The organism is Frigoriflavimonas asaccharolytica (assembly GCF_013294015.1).
Classification (GTDB): Bacteria; Bacteroidota; Bacteroidia; order Flavobacteriales; family Weeksellaceae; genus Frigoriflavimonas; species Frigoriflavimonas asaccharolytica.
Genome location: NZ_JABSNO010000001.1, coordinates 206,132 through 226,011 on the forward strand (window position 1 = coordinate 206,132; position 19,880 = coordinate 226,011).

The 19,880-nt window shown below is 33.5% G+C and carries 18 protein-coding genes; 8 read left to right on the forward strand and 10 right to left on the reverse strand.

Annotation, left to right across the window (positions count from 1 at the left end):
* The first annotated feature begins 12 nt into the window (after positions 1-12).
* The 5 genes from ftsA to HNQ03_RS00995 all read left to right on the forward strand — a co-directional run bounded on the left by ftsA (position 13) and on the right by HNQ03_RS00995 (position 6,260).
* The gene (gene ftsA / locus HNQ03_RS00975; RefSeq protein ID WP_173777762.1) at positions 13-1,374 is read left to right on the forward strand and encodes a cell division protein FtsA; all 1,362 of its coding nucleotides are present in this window, start codon (positions 13-15) and stop codon (positions 1,372-1,374) included.
* 25 nt (positions 1,375-1,399) lie between these two features.
* Positions 1,400-3,241, forward strand: a complete 1,842-nt coding sequence (gene ftsZ / locus HNQ03_RS00980) for a cell division protein FtsZ (RefSeq protein WP_173777763.1) — start codon at positions 1,400-1,402, stop codon at positions 3,239-3,241.
* 132 nt (positions 3,242-3,373) lie between these two features.
* Complete coding sequence (locus HNQ03_RS00985; protein WP_173777764.1) at positions 3,374-3,820, forward strand: GatB/YqeY domain-containing protein; 447 nt, start codon at positions 3,374-3,376, stop codon at positions 3,818-3,820.
* A gap of 292 nt (positions 3,821-4,112) precedes the next feature.
* Positions 4,113-4,523: a BrxA/BrxB family bacilliredoxin gene (locus HNQ03_RS00990; protein WP_173777765.1), complete on the forward strand. Its 411-nt coding sequence runs from the start codon at positions 4,113-4,115 to the stop codon at positions 4,521-4,523.
* A 213-nt stretch (positions 4,524-4,736) separates the two neighbouring features.
* A complete protein-coding gene (locus HNQ03_RS00995) occupies positions 4,737-6,260 on the forward strand; it encodes a GH3 auxin-responsive promoter family protein (protein ID WP_173777766.1) in 1,524 nt (507 codons plus the stop codon).
* Positions 6,261-6,268: 8 nt separating this feature from the next.
* Here the strand turns inward: HNQ03_RS00995 and HNQ03_RS01000 are convergent, their stop codons facing one another.
* The 7 genes from HNQ03_RS01000 to HNQ03_RS01030 all read right to left on the reverse strand — a co-directional run bounded on the left by HNQ03_RS01000 (position 6,269) and on the right by HNQ03_RS01030 (position 14,002).
* A complete protein-coding gene (locus HNQ03_RS01000; RefSeq protein ID WP_173777767.1) occupies positions 6,269-6,610 on the reverse strand; it encodes a hypothetical protein in 342 nt (113 codons plus the stop codon).
* A gap of 11 nt (positions 6,611-6,621) precedes the next feature.
* Entirely contained in the window at positions 6,622-7,278 is a 657-nt protein-coding gene (locus HNQ03_RS01005; protein ID WP_226927403.1) for a rhomboid family intramembrane serine protease, read from the reverse strand.
* Between the two features lie 6 nt (positions 7,279-7,284).
* Entirely contained in the window at positions 7,285-9,048 is a 1,764-nt protein-coding gene (gene mutL, locus HNQ03_RS01010; protein WP_173777768.1) for a DNA mismatch repair endonuclease MutL, read from the reverse strand.
* Positions 9,049-9,385: 337 nt separating this feature from the next.
* The gene (gene uvrB / locus HNQ03_RS01015) at positions 9,386-11,377 is read right to left on the reverse strand and encodes an excinuclease ABC subunit UvrB (protein ID WP_173777769.1); all 1,992 of its coding nucleotides are present in this window, start codon (positions 11,375-11,377) and stop codon (positions 9,386-9,388) included.
* A gap of 480 nt (positions 11,378-11,857) precedes the next feature.
* Positions 11,858-12,115: a ribbon-helix-helix protein, CopG family gene (locus tag HNQ03_RS01020; protein ID WP_173777770.1), complete on the reverse strand. Its 258-nt coding sequence runs from the start codon at positions 12,113-12,115 to the stop codon at positions 11,858-11,860.
* Between the two features lie 113 nt (positions 12,116-12,228).
* Complete coding sequence (locus HNQ03_RS01025; RefSeq protein ID WP_173777771.1) at positions 12,229-13,626, reverse strand: M56 family metallopeptidase; 1,398 nt, start codon at positions 13,624-13,626, stop codon at positions 12,229-12,231.
* 4 nt (positions 13,627-13,630) lie between these two features.
* Positions 13,631-14,002: a BlaI/MecI/CopY family transcriptional regulator gene (locus HNQ03_RS01030; RefSeq protein ID WP_173777772.1), complete on the reverse strand. Its 372-nt coding sequence runs from the start codon at positions 14,000-14,002 to the stop codon at positions 13,631-13,633.
* 155 nt (positions 14,003-14,157) lie between these two features.
* Here HNQ03_RS01030 and HNQ03_RS01035 point away from each other — a divergent pair, with 155 nt between their 5' ends.
* Positions 14,158-15,390: a PQQ-dependent sugar dehydrogenase gene (locus HNQ03_RS01035; protein WP_173777773.1), complete on the forward strand. Its 1,233-nt coding sequence runs from the start codon at positions 14,158-14,160 to the stop codon at positions 15,388-15,390.
* A gap of 3 nt (positions 15,391-15,393) precedes the next feature.
* On the opposite strand, the gene HNQ03_RS01040 is transcribed toward HNQ03_RS01035, so the two are convergent.
* Positions 15,394-15,747 carry a DUF1622 domain-containing protein gene (locus HNQ03_RS01040; RefSeq protein ID WP_173777774.1) on the reverse strand — a complete coding sequence of 118 codons (354 nt, stop codon included), beginning with the start codon at positions 15,745-15,747 and terminating at the stop codon, positions 15,394-15,396.
* Between the two features lie 131 nt (positions 15,748-15,878).
* Here HNQ03_RS01040 and HNQ03_RS01045 point away from each other — a divergent pair, with 131 nt between their 5' ends.
* Positions 15,879-16,394: a DUF6646 family protein gene (locus HNQ03_RS01045; protein ID WP_173777775.1), complete on the forward strand. Its 516-nt coding sequence runs from the start codon at positions 15,879-15,881 to the stop codon at positions 16,392-16,394.
* An 81-nt stretch (positions 16,395-16,475) separates the two neighbouring features.
* Here HNQ03_RS01045 and HNQ03_RS01050 read toward each other — a convergent pair whose 3' ends face one another.
* The gene (locus HNQ03_RS01050; protein WP_173777776.1) at positions 16,476-17,633 is read right to left on the reverse strand and encodes a pyridoxal phosphate-dependent aminotransferase; all 1,158 of its coding nucleotides are present in this window, start codon (positions 17,631-17,633) and stop codon (positions 16,476-16,478) included.
* Position 17,634: 1 nt separating this feature from the next.
* Positions 17,635-18,720, reverse strand: a complete 1,086-nt coding sequence (locus HNQ03_RS01055) for an FAD-dependent monooxygenase (RefSeq protein ID WP_173777777.1) — start codon at positions 18,718-18,720, stop codon at positions 17,635-17,637.
* Between the two features lie 369 nt (positions 18,721-19,089).
* Between HNQ03_RS01055 and HNQ03_RS01060 the strand changes: the two genes are divergently transcribed.
* A complete protein-coding gene (locus HNQ03_RS01060; protein WP_173777778.1) occupies positions 19,090-19,860 on the forward strand; it encodes a rhomboid family intramembrane serine protease in 771 nt (256 codons plus the stop codon).
* Positions 19,861-19,880 lie beyond the last annotated feature (20 nt).

A 19,880-nucleotide genomic window follows, 5' to 3' on the forward strand; every position in this document is an offset into this window, starting at 1 on the left:
ATATACAATAAGATGGAAAATCAAGAGTATTCAGTTGGATTAGACATTGGTACTACCAAGATTGTAGCGATTGTTGGTCGCAGAAATGAGCACGGCAAAATAGAAATAATGGGTGCCGGAAAGGCTAAAAGTTTAGGTGTACACAAAGGAATTGTGAACAATATATCACAAACAATAAATTCTATAAAATCTGCCGTTGCAGAAGCGCAAAATAGCTCTGGCGTAACGATAGAAAAAGTTACCGTTGGTATTGCAGGCAAACATATTCGCTCGCTTCAGCACTCAGATTACATCATGAGAGAACATCCAGATCAATATATTTCGGAAGAAGATATAGAAACTTTGAAAAATCAGGTGAAAAAATTGGTGATGCTTCCTGGTGAAGAAATCATCCACGTTTTGCCACAAGAATATAAAGTAGATTCTGAAGGAGAAATACAAGAACCAATTGGTATGCATGGCAAAAGATTGGAGGCAAATTTCCATGTAGTTGTGGGACAAATGGGAAGCATTAGAAACATCGCAAGATGCGTGAGAGAAGCAGGTTTGGAGATGGAAGCATTAACATTGGAACCTCTAGCTTCTTCCGAAGCAGTACTAACGAAAGAAGAAAAAGAAGCAGGAGTTGCCATTGTAGATATTGGTGGTGGTACTACGGATATTGCTATTTTTAAAGATAATATTATTCGTCATACTTGTGTAATTCCTTATGGTGGAGGTATTATTACGGATGACATCAAAGAAGGTTGCTCTATCATAGAAAAACATGCAGAGCAATTGAAAGTAAAATTCGGCTCTGCAGTTCCCGATTTAGAAAAAGATAGCACATTTGTTACTATTCCGGGTTTGCATGGAAGAGAAGATAAAGAAATTTCTTTGAAAACTTTAGCACAAGTTATCAATGCAAGAGTGGAAGAAATTTTGGAAATGGTGAATACAGAATTGAAAGCTTATGGAGCACACGAGCAGAAGAAAAAATTAATTGCGGGCATAGTTTTAGCTGGTGGAGGTTCAAATTTGAATAATCTAAGACAACTGGCCAATTATACTACTGGGTTTGATAGCAGAATTGGGTTTGCAAACGAATATGTAGCAAATGATAAAAACCACCATCTGCGCGGACCAGAATATGCAACTTCCATAGGATTATTAATGGAAAGTTTGAAGATTAGAGATAAAAAACCCTTATCTTTAAATGAAGAAACCGAAGAAAAAATTACTGAGAACATTTCTGATAATCCAAACCAAGAAATATCTTCAGAAATTTTGGAAGCAATGAAAATAGAAGAAGCCATAGAAAAAAGACGAAGTAAATTAACCTTCGGACAAAATTTAATGGAAAAAGTAAAAAAATTCTTCGACGAAACTGAATAACGAAACATAGAAAAAAAATAAGATTATGGATAATAATATAGCAACACAAGGATTTTCTTTCGATTTGCCAAAAGGAAATTCATCAATAATAAAAGTAATTGGTGTAGGTGGCGGTGGAAACAACGCGTTGAAACACATGTACGAACGCGGAATCAACGGTGTAGATTTTGTGGTTTGCAATACAGATGCTCAAACTTTAGACAATAATCCTGTTGCGCACAAAGTGCAATTAGGAATTACGATGACGGAAGGTCTTGGAGCAGGAGCAGACCCAGAAGTTGGTGAAAAAGCAGCTATAGAAAGTATAGACGAGATAAAAGCTGCGCTTGGGCAAAACACCAAAATGGTTTTCATCACCGCAGGAATGGGAGGTGGAACCGGAACTGGAGCAGCACCTGTAATTGCAAAAATTGCCAGAGAAATGGGAATTTTAACCATTGGTATTGTTACAATTCCATTTAGTTTTGAAGGAAAAAGAAGATTAGACCAAGCAGAATTAGGTTTAGAAAAATTACGAGAAAATGTAGATTCGTTGATCGTGATCAATAATGATAAACTGCGCCAACAATTTGGTAATTTAGGATTCAAACAAGGTTTTGCAAAAGCTGACGAAGTTCTTACAAATGCTGCCAAAGGAATGGCAGAAGTAATTACAGGATATTTTGATGTAAATATAGATTTCCGAGATGCAAAATCCGTTTTGGCAAATTCTGGTACCGCACTTATTTCTACAGGACTGGCTTCTGGCGAAAATAAAGCCGAAGAAGCCGTAAGAAAAGCTTTGGATTCCCCATTGTTGAACGACAACAAAATTACCGGTGCGAAAAACGTATTGCTTCTAATTAGAAGTGGTTCCGAAGAAGTAACCATGGACGAAATAGGTGTGATTATGGATCATATTCAAAAAGAAGCTGGCCATACTGCAGAAATTATTTTTGGGGTAGGATCAGACGAAGAATTGGGAGATGCTGTGAGTGTTTTAGTTATCGCGACAGGTTTTGCAAAAGAAAACAGAATAAATGATGGTTATACAGAGAAAATCAAATATACTTTAGCAGATAAAAGACCAGATCCTTTCACCAGTAATGCCAATACAGAAGAAAATTCTGCACCTGTGGAAAAGAAAAGTCTCTTTCATTTAGAGGATGATGAAGATTTTGATGCAGAAAATTTTGGCAACAAATTTTCTGAAAAAAAAAGTGGTTTTGAGATAAAAAATGAATCTAGAGAGACAAAAATTGAGGCTCAACAAATCAGTAGAGAAGATTTTTCTGCAGAAAACGAACACAAAGAGGTAGATCTTTTCTCTTATGATGATATAGAAGATGATGAGCCAACATCAGAATCTTTCTCTTTCGACATCGAGAATAAAAAGGAAGATGCATCTAAGCCAAAAGGCGGTGAAGTAGAAAAAATCTTTTTTTCTGATGAAAAACCAGTAGAATTCACATTCTCTAGCGAAAAATCTTTTGAAACTTTTGAAGAGTCCAAAGAAAAATATGCACAATCTCAAGCACCAATCATAGAAGATAAAATGGTAATTGAGCAAAAAATGGAAGAAGTAGCGGTAGAAATTGAGGAAGAAACAATAATTGAAACCAGTGGAGATTTCATTTTTAAATCTAAAAATAGCGGCGATTCTGAAAAAGTATTGGACAGAAGAAATAAATTGAAGGAATTTAATTCCAGATATCAAGTTACAGATTTGGAAAGCGATTTTGAAACTATTCCTGCTTTCAGAAGAAAAAATATTTTAATCGAAGGACAAAATCAATCTGAACAAAGAATAAATTCTTACCTCACAGAAAATGATAAAGGACAAATGCAGGTAAGAGAAAATAAATTTTTAAATAAAGACGTGGATTAATTTCAATTTGAAAATTTGAGAATGTACAAATGTGCTAATTGAATTATTGAAAATAATTTCCCTTAAATACTAAAATGTGTGTTTGCATTAAATTTCAAATTAACACATTTTCAAATTATATAATTAAAAAAAATGAGTTTAGAAACCACAATAAGTACGGCAATTGTAACTGCCATGAAAGCGAAAGATAAAGTTGCGCTAGATTCTTTGAGAGCAGTAAAATCTCAAATTTTACTTCTAAAAACGGAAATAAAAGGTGCAGAAGTTACAGACGATCAGGTAATCGTCATCTTGCAAAGAATGGTGAAACAGCGCAAAGATTCTTACGAGCAATTTTCTGCACAAGGCAGAACAGATCTTGCAGAAGTAGAAACAGCGCAAATAAATGTGATTGAAGAATATCTGCCAAAACAATTGACAGACGAAGAACTGCAAACAGAAATTGAAAATTTAATTTCGGAAACTGGTGCAACGTCCATCAAAGAAATGGGAAAAGTAATCGGTCTTGCTTCCAAAAATTTAGCCGGAAGAGTGGAAGGAAAACGAATTTCTGAAATGGTGAAAAGCTTGTTAAGTTAAATTTTTAATAATATCTTTTTTTTAAATAACTCTTTGAAAATCATTGAGTTATTTTTTTTGTCAAAATTTACTAAATTATCACCTACAACTATTCTAAAAATTCTTTTTTAAATAAAAAGATCACACCTGAAAAAATATCTCTATCAATTGAAATACCTAAGAAAGGGTAAGTCTATTGCCATTTTGTCCGCAATAGATTTTTGGAATGATATTCATCTAACTTTTATATCAAATAGAAAGATAGAAAACATTTATCTTTGCAAAAGAATTTTAACTTTAAATATTTAAAAATATGTATCCAGAAGAATTAGTAATGCCAATGAAGGCAGAACTTACCAATAAAGGTTTTCAAGATTTAACTTCCGCAGATGCTGTAAATACAGCCTTAACACAAGAAGGAACTACCCTATTAATGATCAATTCTGTATGCGGTTGTGCAGCAGGAGCAGCAAGACCAGGGGTTTTGCATTCATTATCTGATGGTAAAAGTCCAAAAAATTTGGCTACAGTTTTCGCAGGTTTTGATGTAGAAGCAGTAGGAGAAGCTAGAAAACATTTGGCGCCATTTCCACCAAGTTCCCCATGCATCGCACTTTTCAAAGATGGCGAATTGGTGCACATGCTAGAAAGACACCACATTGAAGGTAATGGTGCAGAAGCAATTGCAGAAAATTTGAAAGCTGCATATTCTGAATTTTGCTAATTATTTTTCAGATAAAAAAATCTTAAACTTTGCTAGAAATAGCAAAGTTTTTTTTGTTCTACAAATTTTTGATCTATTAATAAATCCTATTTTTTTATAAAATTTATTATAAAAAACTCAAAAAATCACATAAATCAGCGAGAAAATAAATAAAGTCGTACATTCCAAAGTAATCCACTTTTCAGGAAGTTAAAAAATAATTATCTTTGAGCAATGGCAACCAAAATTTTGTTTAATTCTGTGGTCAATTGGTTTATCAAACAAAGGATAGATCAAATTGAAAATTTTAAAAAACATCCTTTAGATACACAAAACAATGTGCTCTTCTCTCAGCTGATGTACGCAGAAAATACAGAATACGGCAAAATACATGGCTTCAGTTCTATTTCTAACTACGAAGATTTTAAAACCAGAGTTCCCATCGTTACCTACGAAGATTTTGAACCATACATAGAAAGAGCTCGTGAAGGTGAAAAAGATGTCTTTTGGCCAGGAGCAATTAAGCAGTTTGCAAAATCTTCTGGAACCACCAATGCAAAAAGTAAATTTATTCCTATTTCTGATGAATGCTTAGACGAATGCCACCTGAAAGCGGGAAAAGACATGGTATCTATCTATGTAAATAATCACCCAGAAAATCAATTATTTGTACATAAAAATTTAAGATTAGGTGGAAGCGCGGAAAATTACGCACAATTCAATACCAAATTTGGAGATCTTTCTGCAATTATTATAGAAAATTTACCTTTTTGGGTAGAAATTACCACAACGCCGAGTAAAAAAGTTTCTCTTATGTCGGAATGGGAAACCAAACTTTTGGCCATTGTAGACGAAGTGAAAAACGAGGAAGTAAGCAGTTTGACGGGTGTTCCTAGTTGGATGATGGTTTTGCTACAAAACGTGCTGCGAGAAACGGGAAAGAAAAATGTTTCCGAATTATGGCCCAATTTGGAAGTCTTCTTTCATGGCGGAATTAGTTTTAAACCTTACCGAGATCAATATAAAAAATTGATGGGCAAACACGTCAATTATTACGAAATCTACAACGCTTCCGAAGGATTTTTTGGCATCCAAGATAGAGCTGGTGCAGAAGATATGCTATTGATGTTGGATTATGGCATCTTCTACGAATTTATGCCGATGGAAGATTTCGGGAAAGAAAATCCACGAGTATTCACCTTAAAAGATGTGGAGATTAACACCAATTATGCGTTGATAATTACAACAAATGGTGGATTGTGGAGGTATTTAATCGGAGATACCGTAATATTTACTTCGGTAGAACCTTTTAGGATAAAAGTTTCTGGGCGAACAAAACATTATATCAATGCATTTGGAGAAGAATTGATGATTGATAATGTAGAAAATGCACTAGCAGAAGCTTGCAAACAAACAAACGCTGCTGTATTAGAATATACCGGTGCGCCAATATTTATGAATGATAAGGAAAAAGGAGCGCACGAATGGATTTTTGAATTTAGCCAAGCTCCAGAAAATTTAGAAGAATTTTCTACTATTTTTGATAATCATCTGCAATGCATCAACTCTGATTATGAAGCAAAACGCTACAAAAACATAACCCTGAACAAGCCAGTAATTCATGTTGCAAAGCACAATCTTTTCTATCAATGGTTACAGTCACAAGGCAAATTGGGCGGACAAAATAAAGTCCCAAGATTAAGCAACGATCGAGAATATCTAAATCCGATTTTGAAATTAAATCAATCTTTACATTAAATTTCTTACTATTCCGTTTTAGGAGTACTAGCCTTTTGTTTCTCTTTTTTCTTCTCGGCTTCCAACTTTTCCTTTTCTAAATTTTCAGCTTTTTGCTTTATCTCTAATTCTTTTTTAGCAAGCGCTGCTTCTACTTTCACTTTGGTGATGGAATCTTGATAGGCAACAGAAGATTTCCGGATTTGCGCCGCTACATCTACAGAAATTGCACCAGTAGAAAAAGAATCTATCGCCAAAGTATCATATTTTGGAGCCACATAATTTTCTGCATCAAGATTGTTCTCTGTATCGTTTTTCGAACAGGAAAAAGCACCAATCATCAATAAAGAAAAGAAACTATTTTTAATCATTTTAGGTAGCATTAAGCGATTCTGTATTTGTCTTTTTTCCAGAAATACATATAAATAAAGCCAACAATTGCGCCACCAATATGCGCAAAATGTGCAATTCCACCAGCCTCACCATTAATTCCAAAATACAAAGAAGCCACCAATGCTGCCGTCATCAAATATTTAGCTTTAATGCCAATTGGGATGAACATAATGGCGATTTTTGAATCTGGAGCAATCATTGTAAACGCTGCAACAATACCAGCGATTGCGCCAGAAGCACCAACTAAAGGGGTTCCATAGATAATATTGATATTTGCACCATGTTCTGCAATTTCAAAATAATTCCATAGACAATGCAAGGCAAAAGCGCCAAATCCGCTTAAAAAATACAGAATCACGAATTTCTTTTCACCTAAAATTTTCTCAATTATTGGCCCGAAACTTAATAGCGTAAACATATTAAAAACGATATGCATAATACCAGCTCCACCATCAAAAGGCGCATGCATAAACATGTGCGTTACAACTTGCCAAACTTTGAAATAAGGAGATTCTACATAAAAAGCAGAAAACAATTCATACATTTTATCTTGCATGAAAAAATTTGAGGCCAAATACATTATTACATTTAGTATAATAATATTTTTCGTGATCGGTGTAAGTTGACCAAACATATTTCTAAACATATTTTCTTAAAATTTATTTTTTAATTCTTCCAAATTCAATTCCAAAAAACAGCGCTTTCCGCTGGGCAAATATTCCGGAAAATTGAGGGCGGTATATTCTTTTATAATGCGCTCTGCATCTACCTTATAAATAAAATCAAAACGAGATTTGCTCTGCATTTTGTTCCATTGATGATTGTAAAAATCCATAAAATCTTCTTCCGTTCTGTATTCCAAAACATCAAAAAGAGTTTCCATGAAATTCATTACTTGCGTTTCTTTCAAACCTTCTGGCACCGCATCTATTCTCAATACATTTCCGTGCGCAACTACCATTTCAAAACCTAAACTGGGTAGGAATTTTTTGATAGAACTGTATTTGCTTTTCTCAATCTCATTCATGTGATATTCTAGAGAAAATAAGAGCTGCGAAGAACTATTTACCGGCTTTTTGTCTTTATTTCTATCGCTTATTATCAATCTGTGCATCCTGCCCAAATCCAACATCAACGTTTTTCCATTTTTATTTAAAAGCCAATATCCGTTTGGCAATCGCATCAAATCTTCATCAAAATCTTCATCTTCAAAAAGGTTTATTTTAGAAGGTTCTGCCTCTATATTTTGATGATACATTTCTGTAAGATTCTGCCGAGAAGCCTGCGTATTTTTGCCTTCATCAAAAGGATTGTAGTTTCTATCTACCTGGATGTCTGGAATTCTAAAACCCGTGCTTTTTTTGCTGCTATTGGCCAAAGCTTCTTCAAAACTGGTGCTTTTTTCAAAATCTAAACTGGGTGCAATATTATAAATTCCCAGAGATTTTTTGATGGTAGACCTCAACAAAGCATAGATAATATGCTCATCTTCAAATTTTACTTCCGTTTTTTGAGGATGAATGTTAACGTCTATTTTGTCTGGTTCTATTTCTAAATACAAAAAATAAGAGGGATTATATCCGGGTAAAAGTAAGCCTTCAAAAGCATCTTGCACCGCTTTGTTGTAATACGGACTGCGAAAATACCTACCATTTACAAACAAAAATTGTTCGTTTCTGTTCTTTTTTGCACCTTCTGGTTTGGCGATGTAGCCAGAAAGTTGCATCCAACCGATGTCTTCTTTGATAGGAATCATCAAAGGCTGTAGCTTTCTGCCAAAAATTTCTACAATACGTTGCAGTAAATTTCCTTTTCTTAATTTAAAAATAATATCATCGTCATGATAAAGCGAGAATTCCACTTGCTCATGTGCTAAAACCACGCGTTGAAATTCATCAATAATATGGCGAAATTCAACATTGTCTTTTTTCAAAAATTTCCGTCTTGCGGGAACGTTATAAAACAAGGTTTTTACTTGAAAATTAGAACCTTCCGCGGTTTGCACCGGCTCTTGAAATTGTAAAGTGCCACCTTCTATATAAATATTGGTACCAACTACGGAATCTTTTTTCTTGGTTTTGAGTTCTACTTGTGCAACTGCAGCAATGGAAGCCAAAGCTTCACCCCGAAAACCTTTGGTAGAAATTTTGAAAATATCTTCTGTAGTTTTTATTTTTGAGGTTGCATGTCTTTCAAACGCCATTCTAGCATCCGTTTCCGACATTCCATCGCCATTATCTACCACTTGAATTAGGTTTTTCCCTGCATCACGAATGATCAATTCTATATTTGTGGCGTTTGCATCTATCGCGTTTTCTAGCAATTCTTTTACGATTGAAGCGGGTCTTTGCACCACTTCTCCTGCTGCTATTTGATTAGCAACATGATCTGGCAATAATTGGATAACGTCTGACATTTATTAAAAAGAAATTCTTACAAAATTACTGAAATGAAGTGGGAATAAAAATTATTTATAGAAGAAGGAATATTTCAACTCTACTATTGGGAAAAAATTTTCTGAAAATCGAAATAAAAACAAACCATTAAGTATGGGTTAAGAAATTAAGGGCATTAAGAATCTGCAAGCAGATTTTATTGCGCTTTCTAAAAAATTTTTGATTTTTTACTTCATTAATCTTAACTACTTCACCAAATCTTAATGGTTAAATACTTTACATCAACAAAATAATTTAAGAATTAAACTTATTGAAAAATTGTTACACTGCTACATTGATAAATTGTTACATTAAACCTCAACCTTTCAAAACAGCCAATTCATCCCGTAATCTCGCTGCCAAAATGAAATCTAAATTCTTGGCGGCTTTTTCCATGGCGGCTTGTTTGCTTGCAATCGCGGAATCTAAATCGTCTGAACCGTAAGTTGCTTTTTCCTCTGCAACTTTTAGCAAAATATTTTTTTGAATGTATTTTTCATCCGGGAAATCTTTTGGTTTACCTACTAAAATTTCCGATATTTTCTTATTTAGTTGAGTTGGTGTAATTCCATGTTCCAAATTGTAGGCGCGCTGTTTTTCTCTCCTATAATCTGCATCATCTATGGTACTTTGCATAGATTTTGTGATTTTATCTGCATACATTATTGCCATTCCGTTCACATTTCTTGCAGCTCTTCCCACAGTTTGCGTCATGGATCTTTTAGACCTCAACATTCCTTCTTTGTCGGCATCTAAAATAGCAACGAGAGAAACTTCTGGCAAATCCAGACCTTCTCGCAAAAGATTTACCCCAATCAAAACATCAAAAACACCCAAACGCAAATCTTGCATTATTTGTATTCTATCCAAAGTTTCTACATCTGAGTGAATATAATTACAGCGAATTCCAAATTTTGTGAAATATTTTGTGAGTTCTTCCGCCATTTTTTTGGTTAAAGTAGTCACCAAAACGCGTTCATCTATTTCTGCACGTTTGCGAATTTCTTCCATCAAATCATCAATCTGATTCACGGTTGGTCGAATTTCAATCGGTGGATCCAACAAACCAGTTGGACGGATAATCTGCTCCACATATTCTCCACCAGATTTTTCTAATTCGTAATCTGCGGGAGTTGCCGAAACATAAACTACTTGGTTTTGCATGGTTTCAAATTCTGCAAATTTTAAAGGACGATTGTCCATGGCTGCTGGAAGCCGGAATCCATATTCAACCAAAGCCTCTTTTCTGCTTCTATCTCCGCCATACATGGCATGAACTTGCGGAATTGTAACGTGAGATTCATCAATCACCATCAAATAATCTTTTGGGAAATAATCTAAAAGACAAAATGGGCGACTTCCTGGTTCGCGACCATCCATATATCTAGAATAATTTTCTATCCCAGAACAATATCCCAATTCTTTAATCATTTCTAGGTCTAATTCCGTGCGTTCTTGCAAACGTTTTGCTTCAAAAGGTTTTTCTATAGATTCAAAAAATCCAACTTGATCCAAAAGATCATCTTGAATTTGGCCAATTGCAGAGTTCATGGTTTCTTTTGAGGTAACAAAAAGATTGGCAGGGTAAATTTGTATGGTCTCAAAATTGGACATCACGTTTCCAGAAATAGGATCAAAACTTTTAATACTTTCTATTTTATCTCCAAAAAATTGAATCCGTACCGCATTATCTGCATAAGCAGGATACACATCTATCACATCTCCCTTCACGCGAAACGTACCTCGTTGGAACTCGTTCAAAGTTCTGGCATACAACGCACTAACTAAATCATGAAGTAAACCAGTTCTGGTAATTTTTTCTCCAATTGCAATGCTTACCAAAGTTTTTTCGAACTCTTTGGGATTTCCTACACCATAAATACAAGAAACAGAAGCTACAATTAAAACATCTCTACGTCCAGAAAGTAAACTCGCCGAAGCCGACAGCCTAAGTTTTTCCACTTCTTCGTTGATGGAAAGATCTTTTTCTATATAAGTATTGGAAGAAGCGATGAAAGCTTCTGGTTGGTAATAATCGTAATAACTCACAAAATATTCTACCGCATTGTCTGGGAAAAACTCTTTGAACTCTACAAAAAGTTGCGCTGCCAAAGTTTTGTTGTGTGCCAAAACAAGCGTTGGCTTTTGCACATTATTCACCAAATTAGCCACGGTGAAAGTTTTACCAGAACCCGTAACTCCCAGTAAAGTTTGATATTTTTCGCCAATATTGATGCCCTCCGTCAATTTTTTAATTGCAGTTGGTTGATCTCCGGTAGGTCTAAATTCTGAATGCAGGTTGAATTTCATAGAAAGTTGAGCGTAAAGATAACATTGTGATTTTTACAAAATTACAAAAAAGGATGTTATAAAATAATTACATTCTGCTGAATAAAATTTTCATAATCAGCGATATTCAAGTCTGAGAAAATTTGTGTGGATTTATTCATTGCGAGGAACGAAGCAAGCTTTTGTATCGAAAATTTCAGTAAGCAGATGAACAAGATTTTGCCGATTTAGAAACAAAAAGTTTTAATACAATTTTGTCATTCAGTAGGAATCTCGCCCTATTAATTTGTAGTGTAGAGATTGAAATCTTCAAACCACTTAACGAAGTTTTCAATCCGATGAGAAATAACGCATTAAATCGCTACGGAATAATCACGCCGATTTGCATACTATTTATTGCGTTGAAAGCCTTGTTAGAGCTCGAAGCTCTAACAAGGCTCTGCGAAACCAAATTATTTAAAACAAAATAAAACCGTCTTCCTTTATTTATAAGAATATGGTTTAATCTTCATCTCTCAATTTCTCCAACATTTTTCTAACAACTGTAAATGATTCACCAGTCCCATTTTTAGTCATTTCCTCCACCTCTTCCATTGCGGCTATCGTTTCTTCATTTGGTTCGTAGAAATCTAAACTTTGCATGAGCGCAGTTTCAATATAATTGTTTACGCTTCTATTTTCCTGTTTCGCTTTCTTTTTTAATTCTGCGTATAAGTTCTTTCCTAATCTGATGGATGTTAATTTCTTTTCTTGTACCATTTTGTAAATGTTTGTATGCGATTGTAATACAAATGTAATACATTTAAAATGAAAAAAGAGCGAAAAATTATCGCTCTTTTCATATTTAAATAATTAGTTTAAATAAAAAAGTTTTAAAAACTCATGGTTAACGGTAATCGGAAACGATATCTTACGGGTTTTCCATCTTTCACCGCAGGCTTCCAAGTTTGATCTTCATTTGAAGATTTCGTTGCACGTATTGCTTCATTATTAAACATTTCATTTGAGCCTGCTGCACTTACATCAGATATTGTTCCATCTTTCTCAACCACAAAATAAATCTCGCTTTTAATCATACCTTCTTTACCCGTCAGTATTGCAACATTAAAGGTTTTAGAAAGTTGACTTCGAAAAGCATTTATCCCACCCGGAAATTCTGGCAATTCATCAACTTCTGTAAGTGCGGAAGTTGGAGGAGGAGGTGGCATCACATATTCTGTGTTGTTTTTCTTTACACTTACTTCTTTTGGCGGAGGTGGTGGTGGGTTTTGTGATTCAACTTTTTTTGTAGGTTTTTTTATTGTATCGGATTTTGGAGCTTCAAATTCCTTCTGAAAAACTTCTTGAGTATCGTAACTTTTTATTGAAGGCAATTTCTTCGGTAAGTTTTCAATCATTTTTTCTGTTGAATTTGTTTTTGCATACGTCTTTTGCACAAACAAAAAAGCGAGCAAGGCTAAAACTGGCAGCGTGAGAAGTTTTTTCACCTGCGTAAATTTGGATTTGGTTTTTGTCATCATGATAAATCTTTTTTTGGTGTTGCTAAAATTAAATTGATTGGTGAATTGTAAATTTTGACTACTAGAAATTTCATTTAAAATTAATTCTTGATAGGATTTTATTTCAAAATTTTGCGAAATTACATCTTCGTCGGCTAGAAATTCGTGGTTGGTGATTATTGCTTTTTTATAAACATAAAGTGCCGGATTGAACCAAGAAAATATTCTCAAAAATTCAATTAAAATTAAATCTAGGCTGTGTTTTTGTTCGATATGATTTTTTTCGTGCAAGAAAATGCGTTCATCTATTTTTTCATTTTTAAAATAATTTTTGCCCAAATACAATCTTCCAAAAAAACTGAAAGGCGGCATTTGATTATCTAAAACTTTAATTTTCAAATCGTTGTAAACCCTTTTTTCACCTTTTAATTTGAAAATTTTTAGCACAGAAAAAATACTTTTTGCTAAAAGAAATAAAACGACTATTCCATAAATTGATAAGATAATCATCGCCCAATTTATTTCTGCTTCCGGAGGTTTTCCGGATAGAATGATTGATTCTGTTGGCGCATTTTGAAAAACAATCGCTGATTTCAATTCTTCCTTTGCTGGTAATTTTAAACTAATAATTGGAATGAGGTAAGAAAATAAAAGTGCAAACAACAAATAAAATCTATTGAATTGGAAGCTTTTTTCCTTTGAAAGAAAGAGATAATAAATTGCTATCAAAATGGAAGAACACGCAACTGCCTTTAAAATATACGTTTCCATAATTTTAATTTTTAATTTGTTGATCTATAATATCTCGCAATTCTTCCAATTCTTTCTGCGAAAGTTTTGCATTTGCCGTGAAATAGGAAGCAAACTGTCCCGCAGAATTATTGAAAAAACGATTGATAACTCCCGACATTTCATGGTTGAAATATTGCTTTTTCTCTACTTTTGGGAAATATTCTCTAGAATTTCCGAAAGTTTTGTAGCCGACCAAATCTTTATTTTGCAATCTTTTTAATAATGTTGCAACGGTTGTCGCCGCAGGTTTTGGTTCGGGCAAAATTTCTAGAATATCTTTCATGAAGGCGGTTTTCTGCTTCCACAATATTTCCATTATTTCTGTTTCGGCTTCTGTAATGTTGATGGGTTTCATTATAAATTGAATTAATCTGTTCTACAATAATTACTTTTGTTCTACAAATGTAGAATTGATTATTTAATTATGCAAATTATTTTTAATAAAATTTACATATTAATGATTTTTAGATCATTATTTTACTTAATTTACATGAATAAATACTCCCTGATATGAATTTAAAATTATATAAAACTTGCGCAATTTCTCTATTATTAGTTTTCACTTCTTGCAGTGGAAATTCAAAATCCAACACAGCAGAAAATGATACCATCAAACAAAATGGTCTATTGCCAAATCCAGAAACAGAATCGCCAAATACCAGCATCAAACCTGCATTTTCCGGGCAAACTAGAGTGCAAGGAATTCAAACAAAAACTCCAATTCAAATACAAACCATCACAGAAAATTTGGGTAGACCTTGGGGAATTATTAATTTTGAGAACGGACAGTTTTTAGTCACAGAAAAATCTGGTTTTGCCTACCTCATCAATAAAGACGGAAACATTATCCAAAAAATTGAAGGATTTCCGAAAGTGGATGATCGTGCACAAGGTGGACTTTTAGATATTGCTTTGGATCCAAATTTTACCGAAAATAGAATGATTTACTTTACTTTTTCAGAAGCTTTTGGAGAAGGAAACCTTACTTCTGTAGGAAAAGGAAAACTTTCAATTGATAACAAAAAACTAGATAATGTCTCCGTAATTTTTCGCGCAACACCTTCCTATGATGGAAGATTACACTACGGAAGCAGATTGGTTTTTGATAAAGACGAAAATCTTTTTGTAAGCACAGGTGAAAGATCTGATAAGGAAACGAGACCGCTCGCTCAAGATCAACAATCTTATCTCGGCAAAATTATTAAAATAGATAAAAACGGAAAAGCAACCAATCGAAATCCAAGCTTAAAAAGTTGGAAACCAGAAATATATTCTACTGGCCATAGAAATCCACAAGGTTTGGCAATGGACGAAAACAATCAACTTTGGGAAGCAGAAATGGGACCAAAAGGTGGAGATGAAATCAACCTCATAAAAGCGGGGAGAAATTACGGATGGCCAACTATAACTTATGGAGAAGAATATTCTGGCTCCACAATTGGCAACGGAATTGGTGAAAAAACTGGTTTAGAACAGCCCGTTTATTATTGGGATCCTTCGGTTTCTATGAGCGGAATTACTTTCTACACCGGAAACATTTCAGAATGGAAAAATAATTTATTTTTAGGATGTTTGAGCGGGCAAAAAATCATTCGTTTAGAAATAAAAAACAATAAAGTAATGGGCGAAGAATGGCTTTTCGGTGATAAAGACGAACGTTTTCGGGATGTTTTGGATGGTGCAGATGGAAATTTGTACGCCATTACAGACAGTGGAAAATTGTATAAAATTTCTAAAAAATAAAAATTATTGATCTTTTTTTTTAGAATTTTGCCAAGGGAATTTACCTTCTAGTTCCACTTGTAAAGACAAGCTCAAAAATGTTCTGATGATCACTATCAAACCTAAAATAGAAACAGAAAGTAGCGTTGGATCTGTAACAACGGTTGCCATAATATCCGCCGCAATGAGAATTTCTAAACCTAATAGAATAGATTTTCCTACCGATTGACGAAGATTTACATAATTGTAATCTTTGCTTTTCTGGAAAAAAATTAAATATTTTATCAATGCAACAGAAGAGCCTATAAAAATGGTGAGCACCCCAATTGCCTCCATTATTTTGGAGACATAATCTATATACGTTTTTATAAGTTCCATTATCTAAAATTTAGAAATTAAATTTATCACAAATTAAATAGAAATGCAAGGTTTAAATAATTCCATCTTAAATAAAACAATATCGCGCTCAAAATAAATATTTTGTAAATTTGCAAACAGAAATATAAATTATGAAAAAACTATTTTTAACAATAGGTATTGTAGCTTTCGGTTTTGCTAATGCACAATCAACTGACGCTTACAGTGGAAAGGGAGATACAAGATTAAATATTGGGGTCAATCTTCAAGACGGTGGAACGGGAATACACACAACGTTAGATTATGGTTTGGGCCAAAGTTTTTCTTTAGGTGTACAAGCTGGGTATCTTTTGGGTGTAAAAGAGTATGATATTTTAGGAAAACCAGATTTCACAGATAGATTTGATATAAAAGCAAGAGCAAACGCACATTTGGGAGATGTAATTGGTTTACCAGAAAATTTTGATATCTATCCAGGTTTAAATTTAGGTCTAAAGAATTTCGGTGCACATGTTGGATCCCGTTATTTCTTTGGGAAAGGTTTTGGCGTTTTCGGTGAGTTGCAATTTCCACTAGCAAGATACAATACCAACGCTAGTAATTATGAATATTTAAATAACCAATTTGCAGTAGCAATTGGAGCTTCATTTGATTTAAATGCGAACTAAACATTTCGTTTAGATAAAAATAAAAAATCGGAAAGCAAGTTTGCTCTCCGATTTTTTTTGCTGAAATTTGGGATTTATTTACTAAAAACTTTTTATAATTCTCTCCAAACCTTCTGTCAAAATTTCTGCAGATGTAGAAAAGCAAATGCGAATATGGCCTTCTGCTCCTTTTCCGAACCATCTTTCAGATCCTGGAACTACGGAAACCTTCCCGACTTCTAAACATCTTTTTGCAAAATCTTCGCTAGAAAATCCATTTTCTATTTTTGGGAATATTACAAAAGTAGATTGCGGTAGATTTGGTGTTAAAATTCCAGATTTATTTAAAGTTTTATAAGCCAAATCTCTATTGCTTTGTAAATGTGCTAAAAAATCTGCAAACCAAGGTTTTGCTTTTTCAATCGCCACACTTGCAGCAATTTGTGATAGTGTAGAAACACCTTCTATTGTTGAATTAAATTGAGATTTCTCTGTAAAATCTTCTAAAATTTCTTGGTCATTACATAAAACCGCGCCAATTCTTAAACCTGCGATTCCAAAAGATTTTGAGAAACCAAAAACGGTGAAACTTTTATTTTTTGCAGCTTCCGATACGGAAGAATAGGTATGAAATTCAATATTATCATATATAATATCACTCCATATTTCGTCGCTCATTACCCATAAATCGTGTGCTGCAGCAATTTCTGAAATTTTAATTAAAATTTCTTTAGAATAAACGCGACCAACTGGATTATGTGGATTGCAAATGCTGATTAATTTTGTTTTGGAGGTAATTAAAGACTCCAAGATTTCAAAATTAATATCTCCGGTTTTAGCATCTACTGGGCAAAGTTTCAAAGAGCCGCCAACTGCATCTACTGTTTTTTTAAACAAAAAATCTACAGGATCAAAAATGATAGCTTCATCTCCTGGATTCAACACATATTTTGCAATCAAAAACATTCCTTGTGCAGCGCTATTTACGGCAAGAACATTTTCTGGCGTGTAATTTCCATTTTTTTCCGTGTTGAAATGTTTTGCAACACTATTTTTGAATTCGGGAAGCCCAGAAAAAGGACCATAGCTTAAATATCCATCCTTTATATAGTCGATAATTCCTTGTTCAATTTCTGTAGACATTCGGAAATCCGGATCTGCAGCTGTTAATGGTATTATACCATCTTCCAAAGTTGCCCATCTTCCGTTGTATGCCTTCTTTTTTAAAGCTTCAAAATTTATATCTGCGTTTGTAAACATATTATTTGTATGATATTGGTAATGCGTGAGTTGTTTGTTGATCTACGGGCAATAAAAACTGCTCTAGTAATATTCTCCCGTTTTTTATGTGAATTTCTATTTCTGCTTTTCTTTCTTCTTCATATTTCTGAAAAGCATTTTGCAGATTTTTTTCTTCTAGGAGTAGTTTTGTTAGAATAAAAGAATCTTTCAGCGCAGAAGTTACACCCTGGCTTGTGAAAGGTATCAAAGGATGCGCTGCATCTCCTAAAAACACTATATTTTGATGATAAAAAGGATTTAGTTTTTCCAACTCGTATACCTTCCAAATATGCGCATTTTCATAACTAGACTGCTCAATTATTGATGAAATAAGCGGATTCCAGTCACCAAAATAATCGATCATGAATTGCTTTATAGATGCTGCATCATAATTTTCTTTCATGTAATATTTTTCGATATCAAACTGGCAATACCACAATATTTTATTTGGGGAAAGTTTTAATATTCCAAATGTTAAACCCCCTTTTTCATGATGAAATTTTAGAAAATTATGCTCAATTTGATTGGCTATTTCTTCATTTTCAATAATATTTACCACTTCATTTTCACGCACAGCAAGCATCACTTCATCTTCAAATATTGTCCTTCTTATTCTACTTCTAGATCCGTCCGAAGCTACTATTACATCTGCATCATCAAACATTTTGTTTTCAGATTCTATGATTGCTTTACCATCAGAAAATCCTGCAAGATTGAGGGTTTTATTGTAAGAAATTTTTTGAGCAGGTATATTTTTGCTCAAAACATTTATCAAAGTGCTTCTAGAAATTACAAAAACATCGTCTAAATCTTTTTCACTAAGCACATTTCCTTTATGATCGTAATGAATATATTTTTTTAAAAAACTACCTTTTTTGTAGAGTTCTTCAATATCAATGATTTGCGAAAGACATTCGATACCTTCTTTTGGTAAAATAAAACCATGACCTTTCAGATCGTCTTTGGTTCGTCTTTCATAAAGATGATACTCAATATTATTTTTTTCGAGGTAATTTGCCATGCTCAATCCAGAAACACCGGCGCCTATAATTGCGACTTTACTCATTAAAGTTTTTTTGTTTTTTTTGTTTTCTAAAGCCTGTGCAAATATTAGTAATAAAACAACCGTCTTATTATTATATATAGTTGGGATAGAAAATAGTGAATTTGAAAGAAATTTTGTGACGGAATAAGGAAATAAACAGCCTTAAACTATATCCAATACAATTATATTGGTGCTTTGATGATGTTGGTAAACAAAGGTAAAAGTACTTTGAAAATCATTTTTTTGCAATTTTTTCAATTCCAAAATTACATTTATTTTTTTTAAAATGAAAAAAATGAACAATTTGGCGCACAAATAATTTTATGTTAAATTTTAATAGCCATAATTTCAGTACTTTGCATTTGGCTTTTGGTTTGACAAGTTTGCACAATGAATTGGAAAAACATTTTTTCTATAAAATCTCTACAGATTCCCTTCCTCATGTTAATTTTGATGTGGCTCGGCTTTCTGCTGCAACATTTTGGGCTATTTCAAAATTGTTGGGGAGCGCTTATTCCACTTAGTTCTGAAGGTTTGAAAGGAATTTTCTTTTCCCCTTTCCTGCATGGAAGTTTGGATCATATAACTTCCAATTCTCTTCCCATTTTTATTTTGCTATTCCTACTTTATCAATTTTATAAACCAATTGCAACCAAAATTTTTCTACTTGGTTGGTTTTTAACGGGTCTATTAGTTTGGCTTTTGCCACCATTAAATTTTTTTACTGGAAACTATAATTATACTTGCATCATTGGAGCAAGTGGAATAGTATATGTCTTAGCATTTTTTATTTTTTTCAGCGGTGTATTTCGTTGGAACATGAGATTATTGACGGTTTCTTTAGTCGTAGCTTTCTATTATGGCGGTTTGGTTTGGGGAGTTTTGCCAGAGGAATTATTTTCAAAATTATCTGAACCCAGTAAAATCTCTTGGCAATCTCATCTAGCTGGTGCTTTAATTGGAGGTTTTTTAGCCTATTTTTATAGAAGTGAAGGAGAAAAAAAAGTAAAATTTATCTGGCAATTTCCAAATTATTATAGCGAAAAAGATGACTTGCTTTGGCAAGAATATAAAGAAAACCATCCAAATGATTTTTTAGAATTGCCCTACAGAAAGCCAAAAGATGAATGGGATGGTTTGGACGAATTAAGAAATAAATAAATCTTCCTTTTTTTTGAAGA

Coding starts and splice junctions, on each gene's coding strand:
- HNQ03_RS01040 (WP_173777774.1), bottom strand. CDS start 15,747: ATGGAACTTATAAAAACGTATATAGATTATGTCTCCAAAATAATGGAG.
- HNQ03_RS01060 (WP_173777778.1), top strand. CDS start 19,090: ATGAATTGGAAAAACATTTTTTCTATAAAATCTCTACAGATTCCCTTC.
- HNQ03_RS01030 (WP_173777772.1), bottom strand. CDS start 14,002: ATGAAACCCATCAACATTACAGAAGCCGAAACAGAAATAATGGAAATA.
- uvrB (WP_173777769.1), bottom strand. CDS start 11,377: ATGAAATTCAACCTGCATTCAGAATTTAGACCTACCGGAGATCAACCA.
- HNQ03_RS01045 (WP_173777775.1), top strand. CDS start 15,879: ATGAAAAAACTATTTTTAACAATAGGTATTGTAGCTTTCGGTTTTGCT.
- HNQ03_RS01000 (WP_173777767.1), bottom strand. CDS start 6,610: ATGATTAAAAATAGTTTCTTTTCTTTATTGATGATTGGTGCTTTTTCC.
- ftsZ (WP_173777763.1), top strand. CDS start 1,400: ATGGATAATAATATAGCAACACAAGGATTTTCTTTCGATTTGCCAAAA.
- mutL (WP_173777768.1), bottom strand. CDS start 9,048: ATGTCAGACGTTATCCAATTATTGCCAGATCATGTTGCTAATCAAATA.
- HNQ03_RS01055 (WP_173777777.1), bottom strand. CDS start 18,720: ATGAGTAAAGTCGCAATTATAGGCGCCGGTGTTTCTGGATTGAGCATG.
- ftsA (WP_173777762.1), top strand. CDS start 13: ATGGAAAATCAAGAGTATTCAGTTGGATTAGACATTGGTACTACCAAG.
- HNQ03_RS00985 (WP_173777764.1), top strand. CDS start 3,374: ATGAGTTTAGAAACCACAATAAGTACGGCAATTGTAACTGCCATGAAA.
- HNQ03_RS01025 (WP_173777771.1), bottom strand. CDS start 13,626: ATGGAAACGTATATTTTAAAGGCAGTTGCGTGTTCTTCCATTTTGATA.
- HNQ03_RS00990 (WP_173777765.1), top strand. CDS start 4,113: ATGTATCCAGAAGAATTAGTAATGCCAATGAAGGCAGAACTTACCAAT.
- HNQ03_RS00995 (WP_173777766.1), top strand. CDS start 4,737: ATGGCAACCAAAATTTTGTTTAATTCTGTGGTCAATTGGTTTATCAAA.
- HNQ03_RS01050 (WP_173777776.1), bottom strand. CDS start 17,633: ATGTTTACAAACGCAGATATAAATTTTGAAGCTTTAAAAAAGAAGGCA.
- HNQ03_RS01005 (WP_226927403.1), bottom strand. CDS start 7,278: ATGTTTAGAAATATGTTTGGTCAACTTACACCGATCACGAAAAATATT.
- HNQ03_RS01035 (WP_173777773.1), top strand. CDS start 14,158: ATGAATTTAAAATTATATAAAACTTGCGCAATTTCTCTATTATTAGTT.
- HNQ03_RS01020 (WP_173777770.1), bottom strand. CDS start 12,115: ATGGTACAAGAAAAGAAATTAACATCCATCAGATTAGGAAAGAACTTA.